Source organism: Geobacter sp. AOG2 (assembly GCF_019972295.1).
In the GTDB taxonomy this organism is placed as follows: Bacteria; Desulfobacterota; Desulfuromonadia; order Geobacterales; family Pseudopelobacteraceae; genus Oryzomonas.
This window is the reverse complement of the sequence record NZ_BLJA01000001.1, coordinates 3,481,009-3,499,562: the sequence shown is the minus strand read 5'-3', so window position 1 is coordinate 3,499,562 and position 18,554 is coordinate 3,481,009. Positions and strand designations below refer to the sequence as shown.

The following is an 18,554-nucleotide window of genomic DNA, read 5'->3' as shown; positions in this document are numbered from 1 at the left end:
CCTCGAAAGCCCTTTTGTGCGGCGTAGCCCTGCTACGCCTCCGCAGGGCTTTCTGCGGGTGCGACGATCTGACTATTTTTGAACAACCTTGGTCTGTTAACGTTTTACTACGCGGCCTTGTCGGCAAAGGTCGCCTTAAGGGCAGCCTCGGTGACCAGGGTTTCGCCCACGAACGCCTTGCCGTCAACCCCCCATATTCCGCGGCGGTTGAGGGTCGTTTCGATCACGATGCGCAGTTGGTCCCCCGGGAATACCGGCTTTCTGAACTTCGCATTGTCGATGGACATGAAATAACTGACCTTCTTTTTCGTTTCATCATCAGAAGCCAGGTAGGCCATGATACCGGCAACCTGGGCCATGGCCTCAATGATCAGCACCCCCGGCATGACCGGATGGCCGGGAAAGTGCCCCTGGAAAAAGGGCTCGTTGATGGTGACGTTCTTGATTCCGACGCAGCGTTTGCCGTGCTCCAGCTCAACGATCCGATCGACCATGAGGAAGGGGTAACGGTGGGGAAGGATCTTCATGATTTCATTGACGTCCATTAGCATGGGAAACCTCGTTGAAATTGAAATAGGTACCACAAAAATCATCTGCCACGGAACCACAGAGACGCGGAGAACGTCAAAGACGGAATTCTATTCAAAAACGCCTGTAACTCTGCTTCTGATTTTCCTCCGGGCCTCTGTGGCTCCGTGGCAAATCAGATCTTATTTTTTATCTGCTCTTCCAGTTCGGCAATGCGTTTCTCCAGACTGCTGACCGTTTTCTTCAGGGTCGGCAGGTTGGCGACAACCGCCATGGACTTGAGCCACTCCTTGTGCGGCTGGGCCGGATAGCCGCTGTAGCCGGCATTGGCGGCCAGGGAGTTGGGCACCCCCGACTTGGCCCCCACCATCACGTTGTCGCCGATGGTAAGATGGCCGGCAACGCCGACCTGTCCGGCCAGGGTCACATGGTCGCCAACCGTGGTGCTGCCCGATATCCCCACCTGGGAGACGATCATGCAATCGTTCCCGATCTGGCAATTATGGGCGATCTGCACCAGATTGTCGAGTTTGGTGCCCCGCTTTATCAGGGTCACCTCCAGGGCGGCCCGGTCGATAGTCGTATTGGCGCCGACCTCCACATCGTCTTCCAGCACCACGATGCCGATCTGGGGAATACGATAGTAACCGCGACCATCCGGGGCATATCCGAACCCGTCGCTCCCTATGACCGCTCCGGGCTGGATGATCACCCGGTTGCCGAGACGGCACCGTTCGCGGATTACCGCATTGGCGTGCACCACGCAGTCATCGCCGATCACGGCCCCCTCGTAGATGACGGCGCCGCTATGGATGACGGTCCGGTCACCGATGGTGACGTTGTTCCCGACGCAGGCGCCGGGGTAGACACTGATCCCTTCCCCCAGCTTCACGCCGGTTCCCACGTTCGATTCGGGCAATATGCCCAGGGGGGGATGGGGAAATGTATAGAAGAGGGTCAGAAGCTTGGCGAATCCCAGGTAGGGGTTGGCCACCTCGATCACATTGCGGCCATAGCCCTCGCCTCCGGGCGCCATCAGCACCGCTCCGGCCTTCGTCTGGGCGACCTTGGCGGCATATTTGGGGTTTGCCAGAAACGTGACCGTGTCGGGCCCGGCCGTTTCCAGGGGGGCAAGTCCGCCAACACGTACCGTTTCATCGCCCCTGACCGCACCGCCCAGGTAATCGGCCAGTTCCTTCAATGTTTTGCTTTGTTGCATATCACGGTCCTGTAATAGAGCGGTACAACATGTCCGCTATTTCTTTTTGGTGGTATTGAAGAGTTTCAGCACGTCCTCGGTCACATCGCTCTTATCGTCCACATACACCATCAGGTTGTCGTTCTTGGCAAAGATAAAGGCGTAACCGTTGGCGCGGCCGTATTCCTTGATCACCTTCTCCATCTCTTCGAGGATCTTGCGGGTAAATTCTTCATCCTTGCCCTGAAGCTCGTCCTGGGCGTCCTTGGTGAAACGCTGGAACTCCTTCAGCTTTTGCTGATAGTCCTTCTCCTTGCTGGCCCGGGCCGTTTCGGACAGGAGCATGCCCTGTTTCTCGAGTTCGTCCTTCAGCTTCTTGAGTTCGTCCTGCTTGCCGTTGATCTCGTCCTGGTATTTCTTGAGTCGTGCCGCCAACTGTTCCTTGGCCTCTTTACCCGCCTCGGAATTGTTGAGCGCCCGCTGCATATCCACGTAGCCGATCTTGACATCGGCAGCAGACGCCGTCCCCGCAGCAAAGGCAAGAGCCATGATTCCCGCCACTATAAACCTTCTCATGATTGACGTTCTCCTTTTTTGGATTGTGAGGCAGCCTAAAAGAGGCTGCCGATCGAAAACTCTAATCTGCCGCTGGGGCTATCCAGATCGTGGCGAGGGTTGACGGGAATACCGTACTCCAGACGGAGCGGCCCCAAGGGCGAAGCCCACCTGATCCCACCACCGTAGCTCATCAGAAGCGAACTGAACATCTTGCTGTAGGAATCGTCGATTGCGTTACCGTAGTCGAAGAACGCGACCCCCTTGACCCCCACATCGGAGAGGATGGGGAAGGTGAATTCCGTATTGCCGTAGAACTCCTTGTTACCTCCCAGATAGACTTTCTGATCGGACGGCGACATGGTTCCGTGGTCCACGACCAGAAGGGGATTAACCGGGGAAACCGTGCGGGCCTTATAGCCGCGGAGCGAAAAGATGCCGCCCAGGTAGAACTTCTCGTCGATCGGCACCTTCCGTCCTCCCACCTTCTGGACATATCCCATGGCCAGCTTGGTGGAGAATATCAGCTTCTTGTAGATCGGATGGAACCAGGTATTCTCCAGGGTATACCGGGCAAACTTGTTGTTGCCGCCCAGACCGGCAAATTCCGCCGTAAGCGAATTGATGAAGCCGGTTGAGGGATCGAGACGGTAGTCGGTATTGTTATGGGTGATACTGGCCATGATGGAACTGGTCGTGGTTACCCCCAGCGGATAATTGTCCGGGTCGGTCACGTTGAAATCCAGATAGGCCTGCTGGGGGTTGTAGATGTCCTTGATCTCGTACTTGTACATGAAAAAGGTCCCGACAAAGTCGTTGATCGGATAGCCGCCCTTGATATCGCCGCCGGTCAGACGCCGGGTGTAGTCGCTGTAATCGCGTTGCGTCCGGTAGACGTCGGCCCCCAGGGTCCACTTGGTGTCGAGGAAGTAGGGGTCGGTGAGACCGAGGGAATAGGTCTGGGACTTTCCGCCGAGGGAGCCGGAAACATTCGCCTTGAGCCCCAGGCCAAGGAAGTTGGATTGCTGCACGGAGCCCTGGCCGATGACGCCGTCCAGGGAGCTGTAACCGCCGCCGATACTGAAAGAGCCGGTCGGCTTCTCTTTGACATCCACGTTGACATTGAGTTTGTTGCTGGCGCTCCCCTTGGCCGTCGCAAGGTTGGCTTCCTCGAAATAACCGGTATTCATCAGGTTTTGTTTGCTGCGCTTGATGCCGGTGGCGCTGTAGAGATCACCCTCGGTGATGCGCAGTTCGCGGCGGACCACCTTGTCGCGGGTCTTGGGGTTGCCGGCGACGTTGATCCGCTCGATGGAAACCAGCTCGCCCTTTTCCATGTCGAAGGTCAAATCAATGGTAAGTTTCGTATTGTCCGCCTTTGTCAGCGGATTGACATTGACAAAGGCATAGCCCTTGTCGGCATAGACGTCGGTCAGGGCCGCGATGTCGCCGCGCAGGACACTCCGGCTGAATATCTGCCCCGGCTCGTCCTTGATCTTCTTGCGCAGCTCGCTGACCGGTTCCAGGAGATCCCCTTTGAAATCGACGTCGCCGACCCGGTACTGTTCCCCTTCCGTGATACCGATGAACGCCTCCAGGGCATCCTTGGCCTCGGTCAGTTTGACGACCGGCTCCCCCACCTTGACGTTGATGTAGCCGTTATTCATATAGTGGTCGGCAATCAGCAAGGCGTCGTTTTTCAGCACCTCCTCCTTGTACGTGCCGGCCCCGGTCAGCCACGACAGGAACCATTTCTCCTTGGTTTCCATAACCTTGCGCAACTGCCGGTCGCTGAAGGCCTTGTTGCCGTCGAAATGAATGGTGCGGATGAGGATCTTCTTTCCTTCCGTAACCTTGAAGGTAATCGCAAGGTCCGTGGGCGTACGCTTTTCAACCACCGGATCGATCTCGGCCAGATAATATCCCTCGTCGCCGTAGAGCTTTTTCATCTTGGCGACGCTCTTGGCAAGGTCTTTAGTGGAAAGTATGGAGTTCTGGCGGAACTCCAGGGCGTCCTTGAGCTTGTCGTTGCTGAGTTCCTTGTTTCCCTCGAATTTTATGTCGCGAACAACCGGCTTTTCCTGCACCGCATAGACGAGGACCGTTCCCTTGCCGGTGTCCTCCACTTCCGCCTTGATATCCTGAAACTGACCGAGTTTATAAATGGCGCGTATATCGGCGTCGATCTTGTCGTCCCGCATGGTATCGCCGGCCTTGGTTGAGATGACATTGAGGATGGCAGCCGATTCGATACGGTGATTACCCGTGATCCGCACCTCGACGATCTTTTCGCCTTCAGCCCTCGCCACACCGGCAACCATAAGCTGCAACGCACAGATGATCAGCACTAACACACGAAATATGGGCACTCTTCCCCCGAGACTCACAAAGATTGTTCAAGCCGTCCATCGACCAGCCGTACGGTTCTCCCCATGGCGGCGGCCAAACTTTCATTATGGGTGACCACCACCAGGGTCAATCCCTTTTTCTGCTGCAATTCGGCCAACAGGGCATGGACACCTTCGCTGGTCTTCATGTCCAGATTGCCCGTCGGTTCATCCGCCAGGAGCAGTTCGGGCGACAGGGCAAGAGCGCGCGCAATCGCCACCCTCTGCTGCTCGCCGCCGGACAGCTCGCCGGGCCGATGGCTCAAGCGGTGCCCCAACCCCACATCGTTCAACAGTTCCTCTGCCGCTCCCCGCGCCTTGTCGTGAGCCGTCCGGGCGATCAGGGCCGGCATCATGACGTTTTCCAAGGCCGTGAATTCGGGCAGTAGATGGTGGAACTGGAAGACGAAACCGATGCTTTTGTTGCGAAAGAACGCCAGCTCACGGTCGCTCTTCCGGAAGATGTCTTCGCCGCGGAAACTGACGCTGCCCGATGACGGCCGGTCCAAAGCCCCCAGCAGGTGCAACAGCGTACTCTTGCCGGCACCCGACGCCCCCACCAGGGCCGTGGTGGTTGCCGCTTCCAGTTCGAGGTCGATGTCGATCAGCACCTCAACCCGATTCGGGCCGGTCGTGTAGGTTTTGCACAGGCCGCGCACCTCAAGCAGGTTGCTCACAATATCACCTCTTGGCGGAAAACGCAGCAGGTTGAAAAAAATTCACATTTCCTACTCATAGCGCAACGCCTCGGCGGGCAGCATTCTCGACGCCTGCCACGACGGGTAGAGGGTGGCGATAAACGAGATCAGCACCGCCGTTACCGATATCAGGACCACATCGGACGGCACCACGAGCGACGGGAAATGGTCCAGGTAGTAGACGTCCTTGCTGAAAAAGTTCAGACCGGTGACCTTCTCGACGACATTGATGATCGGCTCAAGGTTGAGCGCGATCAGAAGTCCCGAAACCACTCCCAGGACAGTGCCGATAACGCCGATGATCAGCCCCTCCAGGACAAAAATCTTCATGATGCTGAGGCCGGTGGCCCCCATGGACTTGAGGATGGCGATATCCCTGGTCTTTTCCATCACCACCATGAACAGGGTCGAAGCGATGCCGAAGGCCGCCACGAGCACGATCAGGGTCAGGATGATGAACATGACCATCTTCTCCGTCTTCAAGGCAAAGAGGATGTTGCGATTCATCTGCATCCAGTCGCGGGCGTAGTAATCGGGTCCCAGGGCCTGATTGATGGCGCGCGCCAGTTCGCCGGTATGGTAGACGTCGTCCACCTTGAGCTGGATGCCGGTGACGGTGTCGCCCAGATCGAAAAAGGCCTGGGCCTGGGCCAGACTGATGTAGGCCAGGGTGGAGTCGTACTCGAACATGCCGGTATTGAATATCCCGACCACGCGAAACGGCTTCATCTTGGGCATCATGCCCAACGGCGTAATGTTCCCCATGGGGGAAACCACGTTGATCGTGTCGCCCACAAACAGGTTCAGATTCTTGGCCAACTCCTTGCCCACCACCAGCCCCGGCTTGGCGTCGGAGCCTTTCCCCATGACGGGGTCGAGTTTGTCGATGGACCCTTCGATGATCGACTTGCTCAACTTGGTGACCAGGCGATCCGATTTGACGTCGATTCCCCTCAGCACCACGCCGGAAACGTTCTTGCCGGAGGACAACATAACCTGATTGTAGATGAACGGCGTGGCGGCCTTCACCCCTTTGAAGCCCTTGAGCTTCGCCATGACCTGATGGTAATCCTCCATGGGGCCGCCGTTGTGGATGACCACCACATGGGCGTTGGTCCCGAGGATCTTCTCCTTCAGGTCTTCCTCGAAGCCGGTCATGACCGCCAGCACCACGATCAGCGCCATGACGCCCAGGGTGACCCCTGCGGTGGAGATGAAGGTGATGATCGAGATGAAGGTAGACTTGCGCTTTGCCTTCAGGTAGCGCAACCCGATAAATAGTTCGAAAGGCATCGACTATTTCGTTTCCTTCCGCAATTGGGGGAACAGGATCACGTCGCGGATCGAGGCGGAATCCGTCAGGAGCATCACCAAGCGGTCGATGCCGATACCTTCGCCGGCCGTGGGAGGCATGCCGTACTCCAGGGCGCGGACATAATCCTCATCCATGTAATGGGCCTCCTCGTCCCCCTTGTTCTTCTCGGCCACCTGTGAGAGGAAACGCTCCTTCTGGTCTACCGGGTCGTTCAATTCCGAGAAGGCATTGGCGATCTCGCGTCCGCCGATGATCAACTCGAAACGGTCGACGATATCGGGGTCGTGGTCGTTTTTGCGTGACAGCGGCGAGACCTCGGTCGGATAGGCCGTGATGAAGGTCGGCTGGATCAACTTGTGCTCGGCCACCTCTTCGAAGATCTCCATTATCAACTTACCGTAGCCGATGTCCTGCGGCAGGTCGAGGCCCAAGCTACGGGCATAGGCCAGGGCAAGGTCGCGGTCGTCCAACTGCTTGGCATCGATATCGCCGTACTCCAGGATCGCCTCGCGAACGGTCAGGCGTTTCCAGGGGCGGTTAAAGCTGATCCCGTTCCCCTGATAGCTGAAATCCAGGGTACCGAGCACCTCCTGGGCCACATGGCAGAAAAGCTCCTCGGTAAAGTCCATCAGCTCTTCATAGGTGGCGTAGGCCTGATAGAACTCCATCATGGTAAACTCGGGGTTGTGACGCACCGAGATCCCCTCGTTCCTGAAGTTGCGGTTGATCTCGAAAACCCTTTCGAAACCGCCCACCACCAGGCGTTTCAGGTAGAGTTCGGGGGCAATGCGCAGGAACAGCTGCATATCCAGAGCGTTATGATGGGTGATGAACGGCCGGGCCGTGGCGCCGCCGGGTATCGGCTGCATCATGGGGGTCTCGACCTCCAGAAAGTCCCGGCCGGCCATGAAACCGCGAATCAGGTTGACGATGCGGGAGCGCTTGATGAAGACATCCCGCGATTCGGGATTGACGATCAAGTCCACATACCGCTGGCGGTAACGGGTCTCCAGGTCGGTGAGACCATGGAATTTCTCCGGCAGGGGATGTAACGACTTGACCATAAGACGGATCTGCTTTGCATGAAGCGACAGCTCACCGGTCTTGGTGCGGAACGCAAACCCCACGACGCCGACGATATCGCCGATGTCGAAGCCGTCAAAGGCCTCGAAGGCCTCTTCGCCGATCTCGTCCTTTTTGACGTAGACCTGGATGCGGCCCTTACGATCCTGAAGCTGGATAAAGGCGGCCTTGCCAAAGGAGCGCCGGGCAAGGATACGACCGGCCACGACATACTGATCGTCGGCGGCATCGAACTGTTCCTTGTCGCCGTAGGCGGCAAAAATATCGGCAGAGGTGTGCAACGGCTTGAAATCATTGGGGTAAGGATTAACACCCGCTTCCCAGAGGGCGTCAACCTTGCGACGTCTCTGGAGCAGGAGTTCGCTGAGTTCTTCCATGGTATCTGTTCAACCTTTCGTGAGAAGCGTATCCGTAATTCGGTGCGGGCAAGACTGGTAAAAATATCGCCAACACCCTGTCAGGTCAAGAAAAAAAGCCCTTCGCCGCCGAGCCGCGCCATAGGCGGCTTAGTGGCTTTCTTCGTCTTTTTTGGCACTACGGGTCCGGCTCGTCCGTTTCTTCGGCGCCGCAACCTCCGCTGCCGGTTCGGGCGCAGGCTCGGCAGTCTTTTTAGCTGGAGCCCGGCGAGCTTTTGCCGGTTTCAACGGTTCAAGGGCCGTTTCAGCCGGAAGAGACTGCGCGGCCACTGCCGGTTCGCTCTTTTTGGGGCTACGCGGCGCCCTGGCCCGTTTGGGCTTTTCCGCTGCCGGTACGACCCCGGACTTCTCCGCACTGGGCGGCTCGGCAATAACGGTTTCGGGCTGGACGGCGGCAACCTTCTGCTCCTGTTTTCCCTTGCGGCCGCCGCGCCGTGACGTGGCAGGCTTTCCGGGCGACCGTTCTTCGGCCGGTTCCACGACAGAAGGAGCGGCAACAACCACTCCATCAGCAGGTGCGGCTATGGTCTCCGCCACCACCTGCGGCGCCTTGCCCCGCCGGGACCTCTTGGAGGCCGGAGCGAGGGCAGGCTCAACCGCGACCGGCGGCTCCAGAGGCGTCACCGGGGCGACTTCTCCATCCTCCGGCGTTGCGGTTTCAACTGTGCCCCCGTCCTGCGCCTTGCCACTCTTGCGCCGGCGGCGTTTACGTTTTTTAGCTTTACCCTGCGTCTCCGGCGCGGCGCCTGCGCCCTGGTCCTGTGCTTCATTTGCCGACGGCGCTGCTTCCTGCCGAGGCTCGTGGGAGACTTCCTCCGCCGGCGGGATTTCTGCGGACGGCCCGGCCACCAGGGCTGCGCCCTCTCCGGCAGGCTTTTTCTTTTTGCGGCGGCGCTTGCGCTTCTTGCCTCCCTCGGCGACGCCTCCTTCTACAGTGCTGCCTTCAGCGGCCTTCTCCTCCGCTACGGCGGGCTCGGGGCGCGCCTCTTTCCGCTCCGACGACTTCGGCGCTTCAGCAGCCTCGGCCGCGGAGGCCAGGACATCCTCCATGCGCGGCTTTTCCCGCTTGACGATCTCCAACTCGAGCTGATTCATGGTAAACGAGGGTTTCCCCTTGACCGTTACCTCGATCTCATAATCGTTTTCGATCTGGGTCAACTCCCGCTTCTTGCGATTAAGCAGGTAGTAGGCAACCTCCAGGGGGAGGGAACCACGCACCTCGGCCACGGTCCCCTTGGCGGCGGCGGCATGCACCTTGCGCAGGAAGGAGACGGCCATGGCCTCCACCGATTTGACCTTGCCGCGCCCCTCGCAATGGGGACACGCCAGGTGAATGGCGTCGTTGAGGGTCTTGGCGATGCGCTGGCGCGACATCTCCAGCATGCCGAATTCGGAAATCCGTCCCAGGTTGACCCTGGCTTTGTCCATCTTGAGGGCCTGCTTGAGGACCTTCTCCACCTCGATATTATGCTTCCGTTCGCGCATGTCGATGAAGTCGATCACGATCAGGCCGCCCAGGTCGCGTAGCCGGAGCTGGCGGGCCACCTCTTCGGCGGCCTCCAGATTGGTCTTGAAGGCGGTATCCTCGATCCCCCGCTCGCCGCTGGATTTACCCGAATTGACGTCGATGCTGACCAGCGCCTCGGTCGGTTCGATGATCAGCGAACCGCCGGAGGGCAGGGAGACCCGTTTTTCATAAATCTGGTCGATCTGCTCTTCCAGTTGGAAGCGGGAGAAGATGGGACGCTTCTCCTTGTGCAGCTTGACGCGCTTTTCGCACTTGGGCATGGTCTCGCGGAAGAACTCCTTGGCATCCCGGTAGGCGTCCTTGCTGTCGACGAGCACCTCGTCGATATCGTCGGAAAAATAATCGCGAATGGAACGGATGATCAGCCCGCTGTCGCGGTAGACTTCGCCCGCCCCGCTGATTTCGGCCGCCCGCTCCTTGATATCCCGGTACAACTCCAGCAGGTTTTCCAGATCCTTCTGCAACTCCTCCGGGGTACGCCCGACCGCCTCGGTGCGGATGATGTAGCCGATCCCTTCGGGGATATTCAGGCCGGCCACGATCTCCTTCAGCTTCTTGCGCTCCCCCTCCTGCTCCACCTTGCGGGAGATGCCGGTGGAGTCGCTGCCCGGCATGATCACCATATAGCGCCCCGGCAGGGAAAGGTAGCTGGTCAGGGCGGAACCTTTGGTGTCGCGTTCATCCTTCTCCACCTGCACCACCAGTTCCTGGCCCCGGCGCAGCACCTCCTGAATACGGGGACGCCGCTTGCGCTGGTCCTCCGGCACATCGTCGCGCCACTGCCAGAAGTCGGGGTGCAATTCTCCCATCTGGAGAAAGCCCGGCTTGGCCCGCCCGATATCGACGAAGGCGGCCTGGAGGCCCGGCTCAACCCTCAGTACCACCCCTTTATAAATATTACCTTTGGTCTGTTCCTTGCCGGTGATCTCGATGTTGAGTTCCATCAGGCGGCCGTCATGCACGATGGCCACCCGCGCCTCTTCGGGGTGCATGACGTTGATCAGCATCTTCTTGCTTATGGTAGTGCTCATTACGGATATCCCTTTCAAGTGAGACATGCCCACACGACTGCATTTAAATGAGTGATTATATAGATTTCAACACCGAAAGCAAAGAAAAAGGGACGCCCGTCGGAAATTGGCTCCCGTCGGGCGTCCCTATGCTGAGAAAGATGGGGGACGGGCATCGCCGGGCCCCGTCCGTTATCAATTTTCCGTCATGAAATGCTGTTCGTAGAGGTCTTCCAGAGCCTGAAGATGGCGGCTCTCTTCCTTCAAAAGCTGCTGAAAAAGCTGCCCCATGGGGGCTCCGCTACACCCGGACGCCACCTTGCCGTAAAAATCGACCGCACCCTTTTCCAGATGGATGGCATACACCAGCGCCTCACGCACACCCGACTCGGGACCAAGCTCCTGTTTTTTAAAAACATAATCCAGATGCATGGTGGGAATGGGCTGGTCAAGGGCCTCGCCCCCCTCCATGCGCCCTTCCAGCAACGCCTTTTCCAACTGATGCTTATGATCGAGTTCATCCAGGGCGTTATCCCGCAGGAGTTCCCGCGCACCCTTGTTGGTCAACCTGCGGATGGCGGCGAGGTAATTGCGAAAACCTTCATTTTCCATTTCGATGGCCATCTCCACGGCAGCGTCGAAGGTATAACAGACCTGATCGTTACTCATGATGTACTCCCCTCCTCTATCTGGTATGGGCATTAGCAAGTTGTCGAAAATCTACATGGGTCGTCATTGCGGTTCATACTGTAACGTATATCGTATACAGTTTCAAGAATGCAATTCCGCGACAGATCTCCCGGCAGAAAAAAAGAACGCCCCGATTCCGGCGGGGAAACGGGGCGTTCGGGGGCGACAAGCGGTGCGCGGAGCTATTCCAGGACCTTCGCCGACGTAATGAAGACCGGTTCCACGGGGACATCCGAATGGCCCTTATGAGTGCCGGTCTTTACGGCGCGGATGTCGTCGACCACTTCCATCCCTTCCAGCACCTGGCCGAAGACGCAGTAACCGTAACGGTCCTGTTGTTTGCCCTGATGGTCGAGAAAGTCGTTGTCAACCACGTTGATGAAGAACTGGGAGGTGGCCGAATCCACGACGGCGGTACGGGCCATGGCCAGGGTGCCGCGTTTGTTGGAGAGACCGTTGTCCGCCTCGTTCTTGATGGCGAACTTGGGTTTCTTCTGCTCCAGGTTTTCGTTCAGGCCGCCCCCCTGGATCATGAAATCCCTGATGACCCGGTGAAATATCAAACCGTCGTAATAGCCATCCCTGACGTAGCCAAGAAAGTTCTTGACGGTGATGGGCGACGTATCCTTGAACAATTCGATCTTGATGGACCCCTTGGATGTTTCCAGCATGACCTGCGGATTCTGCTCGGACATCTGCAACCTCCCGATGCGTAACATTCTGATTTTATCTCGTCAAGTGGCTGTTTAGCATACTCTGGCACAAAATTAAACCTTCTTTTTCGGAAGAAACCCCGATCCGGGCAGAACCGGATGACCCCAAAATCAAAGATCAAAAAAATACACATTTGTTGCACACATATCATGCTAATATAATTGCTATTTTTAAATAGTGTTAAAAAAATTAACATTCCAACCATGATCATAATATATTAATTTTATTTGATTATTTTATAGATGTTAAAAATATTACCATTTCTGTACCGTCAAAACAGTCTCAGTTCAGAAGGGATGAACGGATATTTCCATTAACAGGCTTAACATATTGATGTTTTTTATATGGCACGGAATTTGATTGATCCTTTTTAATTCGATATTTTTTTCGAGACATGGAGAGACCGGACAGCCCCCACAAGAATAAGATGCATTCAGAGAAACAGGGAGGATGAAATAAATGAAAGAGGATTCGGTAACCGTTTTCTGTATCTCCTGCGGCTTTGTCAGTACCGTATCGCGCGGGGAAATGCCTCGAAAAATGCAGCGGATGGTATGCCCGAAGTGCCGGTACTCGTTTCACCTCGCCAACCGCGTCGCGGAGGAGCACATTTGTTCCGTGCCGGCCAGCGGGCTCACGGCGTGACGTTCCGGCCGCATCGGGGTCCGCAGGCAAGGCGACAAAAACCGGCAAGACACGTCTCGAAGGCTCCGCTTTTTTTCTGGAGCACAGCAGCATAATAGGTTAGTATTCGCCCATTCTTTTCGGAATGGCGACATGACACCTCAGGAAACCTGGACAACCATCAAGGTCCTTACCTGGACTAAAGACTACCTTTCCGCCAAAGGCATAGAGAACGCCCGTCTCGAAGCGGAGTGGCTGCTGTGCGCCGCCACCGGACTGGACCGGGTCGGACTCTATCTGAATTTCGACAAGCCGATGAGCGACAACGAACTGGCGTCGTTTCGCGCCATGGTGGCCCGCCGGGCCCGGCGCGAACCGCTCCAGCACATCCTCGGCACCCAGGAGTTCTACGGCCTGGAGTTCGAGGTTTCCCCGGACGTGCTGGTTCCCCGCCACGACACGGAACCCCTGATAGCGGAGGCGCTGGCCCACCGGCCGGACGCCCGGAGCGTGCTGGACATCGGCACCGGCAGCGGCTGCATCGCCGTTGCCCTGGCCCGCCACCTGCCCGACGCGGCGGTGACGGCCACCGACATCTCCACCGCCGCCCTGGCGGTGGCGCGGCGCAATGCCGAACGCAACGGGGCTGCCGTGGAATTCCTGGCCGGGTCGTTGCTGGAGCCGGTGGCCGGACGCCGTTTCGACCTGATCGTTTCCAACCCCCCCTACATTCCCACCGCGGATATCGACGGACTTGAACCCGAGGTGCGGGACTTCGACCCGCGCGGCGCCCTCGACGGCGGCGCGGACGGGCTGGACGCGTACCGGGCGCTGGTTCCGGCAGCCCCGGAATATCTGAACCCGTCCGGCTGGCTGCTGGTGGAGGTGGGGATCGGCCAAGCCCCTGCGGTTGTGGAGCTATTCCAAAAGACGACGGATTACGACCAGCCCGTAACGGCGCGCGACCCCGGGGGGATCGAACGCGTGGTGGGCGCACGACGAAAGGATATGCCATGACGGTGAATGAAGCGAATCAGGTGCTGGCGGATGCCGACCTGCTGGTCGGTGAGGCCGGGGTAACAGCAGCTATCGGGCGGCTGGCGGGAGAGATTACGGAACAGCTTGCGGAGGCAAACCCGGTACTGCTCTGTGTCATGAACGGAGGACTGATCTTTGCCGGGCAGCTCGTGACCAGGCTGGTATTCCCTCTGGAGATCGATTATTGCCATGCCACCCGCTACGGCCACGAGACCGCGGGGGCGGGCCTGAACTGGATCGTCCGGCCACGGCTGGAGTTGCGCGGCAGAACGGTGCTGCTCCTGGACGACATTCTGGACGAGGGCATTACCCTGGCCGCCATTGCCGACCATTGCCGCGAGCAGGGGGCGGCCCGCGTGTTGATGGCGGTCCTGGTGGACAAGCGCCACGACCGCAAGGTCTCACCCGGCTTTCGAGCCGACTTCACCGGCATGGAAACCGAGGACCGGTTCCTGTTCGGCTATGGTCTGGATTATAAAGGGTATTGGCGCAATGCGCCGGGAATCTACGCGGTGAAAGGGCTGTAAATGAAAACTTTTTTCCGGTTCGAACAGTACGGGACGAGCTATCGCCAGGAGACCCTGGCCGGGATCACCACCTTTCTGACCATGGCCTACATCATCATCGTCAACCCGGCCATCCTGGAGAACGCCGGCATCCCCAAGGGACCGTCGGTCACGGCCACCATCCTGGCGGCGGTGATCGGGACCGTAATCATGGCCTTATGGGCGCGTCGACCCTTTGCCATCGCACCCTACATGAGCGAGAACGCCTTTATCGCCTTTGTGGTGGTCAAAGTGATGGGCTACCCCTGGCAGGTGGCCCTGGGAGCCGTGTTCATCGCCGGCGCCCTCTTCACGCTGCTGACGGTATTCAAGGTTCGCAGTTGGCTGGCGGAATCGATCCCCCTGTCTCTCAAGGCCAGCTTTGCCGTGGGTATCGGCCTGTTCCTGACCTTCATCGGCCTCAATGAAACCGGGCTGGTGGTGCTCGGTGTGCCGGGGGCGCCGGTCAGGTTGGGCAATATCGCCCAACCATCGGTACTCCTGGCCGTGGCCGGTTTTCTGCTGGTGGTGGTACTGATGGCCCGCCGTGTCCACGGCGCCCTGGTGATCGGCATCATCGCCACCACCATCGGCTCCATAGCCCTGAAGATCACCCCCCTGCCGGCCCAGATCGTCAGCCTCCCCCCTTCCCTCTCACCCATCCTGTTCAAGCTGGATATTGCCGGCGCCCTGACCATGCGCTTCTTTCCGGTGGTGATGGTGATCTTCATCATGGCCTTCCTGGACACGGTCGGGACACTCATCGGCCTCTCCATGCGGGCCGACCTTCTGGACGAGAACGGCAACCTGCCGGAGATCGAGAAACCGATGCTGGCCGACGCCCTGGCCACCATGGCGGCGCCGCTTCTCGGCACCACCACCACCGGCGCCTACATCGAGTCGGCCGCAGGCATCGAGGAAGGGGGGCGCACCGGCTTTTCGGCCCTGGTGGTGGCGGCTCTGTTCGCCCTGTCCCTGTTCTTTGCCCCGCTCTTCACGATCGTGCCGCCTCACGCTTACGGCATCGCCCTGATCGTCATCGGTTCCTTCATGATCCGCCCCATTACCCAGCTCAACTTCGACGACTTTACCGAGCTGATACCGGCCTTTCTGACCGTGGTGTTGATGATCTTCACCTACAACATCGGCGTGGGCATGACCTCCGGCATGATCACGTACGTCCTGCTCAAACTGCTTACCGGGCGGGCCTCCGAGGTCAAGGCAGGCATGTGGGTGCTGGCGCTTTTGTCCCTGTCCCTGTTCTTCTTCATGCCCAAGATGTGAGCCGCAGTCGCTAGCTGAATACAAAAAGAGGCGAAGGCCGTGGCCTTCGCCTCTTTTTCTTTACCCTGAATCCGTGCCGCCTGAGCGGTGGAGCGAGCGACATGCCGGAGTCCAACGCCGCCCATGAAGCGACATGCCCCTTGTACCGCGGGCCCTCCGTCTTGGTGGAGATACGACCGGCATTGCCGGGGCTGAGGCATGCCAAGCGAGTGGAACCGTTCAGGCGGCACGGGTTCAGGTTTATGAAAGCGTCGGTCCCGCTATTTTTTGACGAACTCCACCTCCAGCTGGATCGCCACATCCTCGCCCACCACCGCACCGCCGTTGTCCATGGTCTTGTTCCAGGTCAGGCCGAAATCGTGACGTTTGATGGTGGTGACGGCGGAGGCGCCGCGGCGGAGGCCGCCCCACGGGTCCCTGATCTCGGGGGTCAGGCCGTCAACCGTCAGGACCACCGGGCGGGTCGTCCCCTTGATGGTCAGGTTGCCGGTGATCTTCAACCCGGTGCCGCCCGTTTTCTCCACCTTGGTGGAGGTGAACGTCATGGTGGGGAACCGTGCGGCATCGAAAAAATTGGGACTGCGCAAGTCATCGTCACGCAACTTGATATTGGTGTTGACCGATGCCGTGTCGATAACCACCTCTACCTTGGACTTGGTGATGTCCTTATCGTCCAGATCCAGGGTCCCGCTGAACTTGTCGAAGCCGCCCTTGACGTTGCTGATCATGAGGTGGCGCACCTTGAACTGCATGGTGGTGTGATTCGGGTCGATCTGCCAGGTCGAAGCCAGGACGGTGAGCGGGGAGAGCAGCGCCAACCCCACGAGGAAACAGATAAAGCGTTTCATGGCATCCTCCTCTTGAGTAACTCGTGTACTGTCCGGTTAATTCGTTGTCATAATTCCGGCGCTTTTGCCTGCTGCCTGCGTTTCGGCCCCCTGATGCAGACCCTGCTGCACCTGCGTCGCCGTGCCCTGGCATCAGACCAACTAACCGGACAACGCACTAGTGTGTTTCGATAAACTTGAGCACCTCTGCCGGGTGCTGCTCCGCCTTGGCCACCTTGGCCCAGTGTTTCCGCACCACGCCGTCCGGGCCGATGACCACGGTGGAGCGGATGGTGCCGGTTGTTTTTTTGCCGTACAGGACCTTTTCTCCAAACGCCTGATAGGCCTGCATCATGGCGGTGTCCGGGTCGGACAGCAGCACGAACGGCAGATTCTGCGCGGCAATGAATTTCCCGTGGGAGGCGATGCTGTCCTTGCTGACGCCCAGGAGCACGATCCCCCGGTCGATCAGCTTCCGGTAATCATCCCTGAAACCGCACGCTTCCTTGGTGCAGCCGGGGGTATTATCCTTGGGATAAAAATAAATGACCAGCGTCTTTCCGGCATATTCCTTCAGGCTGTGGCGCTTGCCGTCGCTCCCCTCAAGGTCGAAATCAGGGGCCTTCTTCCCTTCCAGTGACATGACGCATCTCCTCCTTTGTGTTAGGAAAACAAACAGGACTTATTGAGTCTAATTTACCATGCCGTCACAAAACGGCAAGCCCAATTTGGTCGTGATTATTCCGGGGGAAACATTTGCGGATGAATTTCAGTCGTTTATTTCTGAACGGGAATCATGTAAACTTTTTACAAGGACACGGAAATGGATATCAGCCGCAAAGAATTTTTCAAAAAGAGCCTGTACTCCCTCGGCGAGGCGATCACAACGATTACCGGCGCCCTGAGGGAGCCGGAGGCTGAACGCCCCACCATCCGCGACACCGCCGATTTCACCCCGGCCAAGGATGATAGCATGAGTGCGGTAGCCTGCAACGAACGGTGCCTGGCCAAAAACTGCGGTTGCTTCGCCTGTTTCGAACGGTGCGAAGCCCAGGCCATCACGGTGGTCATGGGCGAGGGAATCAGGATCGACAAATCCAGATGCACCGGCTGCGGCACCTGCGAGTATGTCTGCCCGGCGACGCCCAAAGCGGTCAGGCTGCAGCCGCGCAATGAGCCGGAAACGGCGACACGGGACAAAGCCCCGTCAACACTCGGTGGAGAATGATCCGGCCCGCGAAGCAACCCGCTCCCCGCCCCTGCGGATAAAGCCCCTCAACGAAAAAGCCCGGTCCTTCCGGACCGGGGCCAAACTACTAAAAAACCCAGGTTGTTCAAAAATGGTCAGATCGTCGCACCCGCAGAAGGCCCTGCGGAGGCGTAGCAGCGCTACGCCGCACAATTGGGCCTTCGAGGACGGCGGCGAGATGGCTGTTTTTCAACAACCTCGCGCCGGCAGAATCGGGACGCGACCTATGCCGTCAGCAACCCGAACAGGCTTTCCTGGATATTCGAGATATCTTCCGACGTGGGCTGCACGTTGCCGATCCGTTTGAGCCAGAAATGGTCCGATGCGGTCGTTCCCTCGGTCTCGAGCTTCATCTCCACCGGAAACAGGGAAAAATAGCTGAGCTGCCGCAGGATTCCCACCAAAAACCCGATCTTGTCGGCCCCCACGATCCTGGCGTAGAGCGAACCGCCGTGGCGGGATGAAACTTCGAGATGATAGTCTTTCAGGCTTATGCCGGGGGCCGACCGGTAATCCGCCGGTTTGCCGAAAATGGATGCCACGTCCAGCGACACCAGATCCTCCGGGCGCGCCGTGAGCGGCCTGATCACGAACTGGGCCGACCATTTCAGCGCGCTGGTCTTGACGGCACTGCCCCGGATAATGCTGATGTCCTGTTGCGTAAGTGCGGACGCCAGGCAGCCGGCCCAACCTGACGCAAGGGCTCCGTCGAGTTCCAGGAGCGCCGTCCCGCCCTGGGGAGTGATGGCGTACTCCAGTTTTTTTGCCGGGGATATGTGGTGCCGGGTAGTGCCGGCTTGAGCGGTGCTCGTCGTCATTGGTCACCTCGCTTCGTTGCTTGGTTATGCAAACACTCTAAACTTGC

At 58.4% G+C, this 18,554-nt stretch carries 17 protein-coding genes; 4 read left to right on the top strand and 13 right to left on the bottom strand.

Annotation, left to right across the window (positions count from 1 at the left end):
• Positions 1–107 precede the first annotated feature (107 nt).
• From fabZ to LDN12_RS15895, 10 genes are all read right to left on the bottom strand, one after another.
• Positions 108–551, bottom strand: coding sequence for a 3-hydroxyacyl-ACP dehydratase FabZ (fabZ, locus tag LDN12_RS15940; RefSeq protein WP_223923643.1), 444 nt, complete (start codon positions 549–551; stop codon positions 108–110).
• 152 nt (positions 552–703) lie between these two features.
• A complete protein-coding gene (lpxD, locus tag LDN12_RS15935) occupies positions 704–1,747 on the bottom strand; it encodes a UDP-3-O-(3-hydroxymyristoyl)glucosamine N-acyltransferase (RefSeq protein ID WP_223923642.1) in 1,044 nt (347 codons plus the stop codon).
• Between the two features lie 36 nt (positions 1,748–1,783).
• Positions 1,784–2,302 carry an OmpH family outer membrane protein gene (locus LDN12_RS15930; protein WP_223923641.1) on the bottom strand — a complete coding sequence of 173 codons (519 nt, stop codon included), beginning with the start codon at positions 2,300–2,302 and terminating at the stop codon, positions 1,784–1,786.
• A gap of 35 nt (positions 2,303–2,337) precedes the next feature.
• Positions 2,338–4,650: an outer membrane protein assembly factor BamA gene (gene bamA, locus LDN12_RS15925; protein ID WP_308464321.1), complete on the bottom strand. Its 2,313-nt coding sequence runs from the start codon at positions 4,648–4,650 to the stop codon at positions 2,338–2,340.
• A gap of 14 nt (positions 4,651–4,664) precedes the next feature.
• Complete coding sequence (locus tag LDN12_RS15920) at positions 4,665–5,345, bottom strand: ABC transporter ATP-binding protein (RefSeq protein WP_223923640.1); 681 nt, start codon at positions 5,343–5,345, stop codon at positions 4,665–4,667.
• A gap of 51 nt (positions 5,346–5,396) precedes the next feature.
• Entirely contained in the window at positions 5,397–6,659 is a 1,263-nt protein-coding gene (locus LDN12_RS15915) for a lipoprotein-releasing ABC transporter permease subunit (protein ID WP_223923639.1), read from the bottom strand.
• A 3-nt stretch (positions 6,660–6,662) separates the two neighbouring features.
• A complete protein-coding gene (gene lysS, locus LDN12_RS15910; RefSeq protein WP_223923638.1) occupies positions 6,663–8,141 on the bottom strand; it encodes a lysine--tRNA ligase in 1,479 nt (492 codons plus the stop codon).
• Between the two features lie 129 nt (positions 8,142–8,270).
• On the bottom strand, positions 8,271–10,739 hold the full coding sequence (locus tag LDN12_RS15905) for an Rne/Rng family ribonuclease (protein WP_223923637.1): 2,469 nt from the start codon (positions 10,737–10,739) through the stop codon (positions 8,271–8,273).
• Positions 10,740–10,913: 174 nt separating this feature from the next.
• On the bottom strand, positions 10,914–11,387 hold the full coding sequence (locus LDN12_RS15900) for a ferritin family protein (RefSeq protein ID WP_223923636.1): 474 nt from the start codon (positions 11,385–11,387) through the stop codon (positions 10,914–10,916).
• A gap of 203 nt (positions 11,388–11,590) precedes the next feature.
• On the bottom strand, positions 11,591–12,103 hold the full coding sequence (locus LDN12_RS15895) for a peptidylprolyl isomerase (protein ID WP_223923635.1): 513 nt from the start codon (positions 12,101–12,103) through the stop codon (positions 11,591–11,593).
• A 796-nt stretch (positions 12,104–12,899) separates the two neighbouring features.
• Between LDN12_RS15895 and prmC the strand changes: the two genes are divergently transcribed.
• The 3 genes from prmC to LDN12_RS15880 are packed head-to-tail and all read left to right on the top strand — an operon-like array spanning position 12,900 to position 15,613.
• Positions 12,900–13,763 carry a peptide chain release factor N(5)-glutamine methyltransferase gene (prmC, locus tag LDN12_RS15890; RefSeq protein WP_223923634.1) on the top strand — a complete coding sequence of 288 codons (864 nt, stop codon included), beginning with the start codon at positions 12,900–12,902 and terminating at the stop codon, positions 13,761–13,763.
• The gene (locus LDN12_RS15885) at positions 13,760–14,311 is read left to right on the top strand and encodes a hypoxanthine-guanine phosphoribosyltransferase (protein WP_223923633.1); all 552 of its coding nucleotides are present in this window, start codon (positions 13,760–13,762) and stop codon (positions 14,309–14,311) included. The genes prmC and LDN12_RS15885 overlap by 4 nt, the downstream gene beginning before the upstream one ends.
• Positions 14,312–15,613, top strand: coding sequence for an NCS2 family permease (locus LDN12_RS15880; RefSeq protein WP_223923632.1), 1,302 nt, complete (start codon positions 14,312–14,314; stop codon positions 15,611–15,613). It abuts the gene before it with no gap.
• A gap of 260 nt (positions 15,614–15,873) precedes the next feature.
• On the opposite strand, the gene LDN12_RS15875 is transcribed toward LDN12_RS15880, so the two are convergent.
• Positions 15,874–16,461: a YceI family protein gene (locus LDN12_RS15875; RefSeq protein ID WP_223923631.1), complete on the bottom strand. Its 588-nt coding sequence runs from the start codon at positions 16,459–16,461 to the stop codon at positions 15,874–15,876.
• Positions 16,462–16,618: 157 nt separating this feature from the next.
• Entirely contained in the window at positions 16,619–17,083 is a 465-nt protein-coding gene (locus tag LDN12_RS15870) for a peroxiredoxin (RefSeq protein WP_223923630.1), read from the bottom strand.
• A gap of 180 nt (positions 17,084–17,263) precedes the next feature.
• On the opposite strand from LDN12_RS15870, the gene LDN12_RS15865 reads away from it, so the two are divergent.
• A complete protein-coding gene (locus LDN12_RS15865) occupies positions 17,264–17,668 on the top strand; it encodes a 4Fe-4S binding protein (protein WP_223923629.1) in 405 nt (134 codons plus the stop codon).
• A 245-nt stretch (positions 17,669–17,913) separates the two neighbouring features.
• Here the strand turns inward: LDN12_RS15865 and LDN12_RS15860 are convergent, their stop codons facing one another.
• The gene (locus LDN12_RS15860) at positions 17,914–18,507 is read right to left on the bottom strand and encodes a hypothetical protein (RefSeq protein ID WP_223923628.1); all 594 of its coding nucleotides are present in this window, start codon (positions 18,505–18,507) and stop codon (positions 17,914–17,916) included.
• Between the last annotated feature and the right edge of the window lie 47 nt (positions 18,508–18,554).

Coding starts and splice junctions, on each gene's coding strand:
- LDN12_RS15895 (WP_223923635.1), bottom strand. CDS start 12,103: ATGTCCGAGCAGAATCCGCAGGTCATGCTGGAAACATCCAAGGGGTCC.
- LDN12_RS15880 (WP_223923632.1), top strand. CDS start 14,312: ATGAAAACTTTTTTCCGGTTCGAACAGTACGGGACGAGCTATCGCCAG.
- fabZ (WP_223923643.1), bottom strand. CDS start 551: ATGCTAATGGACGTCAATGAAATCATGAAGATCCTTCCCCACCGTTAC.
- LDN12_RS15865 (WP_223923629.1), top strand. CDS start 17,264: ATGGATATCAGCCGCAAAGAATTTTTCAAAAAGAGCCTGTACTCCCTC.
- lpxD (WP_223923642.1), bottom strand. CDS start 1,747: ATGCAACAAAGCAAAACATTGAAGGAACTGGCCGATTACCTGGGCGGT.
- LDN12_RS15875 (WP_223923631.1), bottom strand. CDS start 16,461: ATGAAACGCTTTATCTGTTTCCTCGTGGGGTTGGCGCTGCTCTCCCCG.
- LDN12_RS15885 (WP_223923633.1), top strand. CDS start 13,760: ATGACGGTGAATGAAGCGAATCAGGTGCTGGCGGATGCCGACCTGCTG.
- LDN12_RS15860 (WP_223923628.1), bottom strand. CDS start 18,507: ATGACGACGAGCACCGCTCAAGCCGGCACTACCCGGCACCACATATCC.
- LDN12_RS15905 (WP_223923637.1), bottom strand. CDS start 10,739: ATGAGCACTACCATAAGCAAGAAGATGCTGATCAACGTCATGCACCCC.
- LDN12_RS15915 (WP_223923639.1), bottom strand. CDS start 6,659: ATGCCTTTCGAACTATTTATCGGGTTGCGCTACCTGAAGGCAAAGCGC.
- LDN12_RS15900 (WP_223923636.1), bottom strand. CDS start 11,387: ATGAGTAACGATCAGGTCTGTTATACCTTCGACGCTGCCGTGGAGATG.
- prmC (WP_223923634.1), top strand. CDS start 12,900: ATGACACCTCAGGAAACCTGGACAACCATCAAGGTCCTTACCTGGACT.
- LDN12_RS15870 (WP_223923630.1), bottom strand. CDS start 17,083: ATGTCACTGGAAGGGAAGAAGGCCCCTGATTTCGACCTTGAGGGGAGC.
- LDN12_RS15930 (WP_223923641.1), bottom strand. CDS start 2,302: ATGAGAAGGTTTATAGTGGCGGGAATCATGGCTCTTGCCTTTGCTGCG.
- lysS (WP_223923638.1), bottom strand. CDS start 8,141: ATGGAAGAACTCAGCGAACTCCTGCTCCAGAGACGTCGCAAGGTTGAC.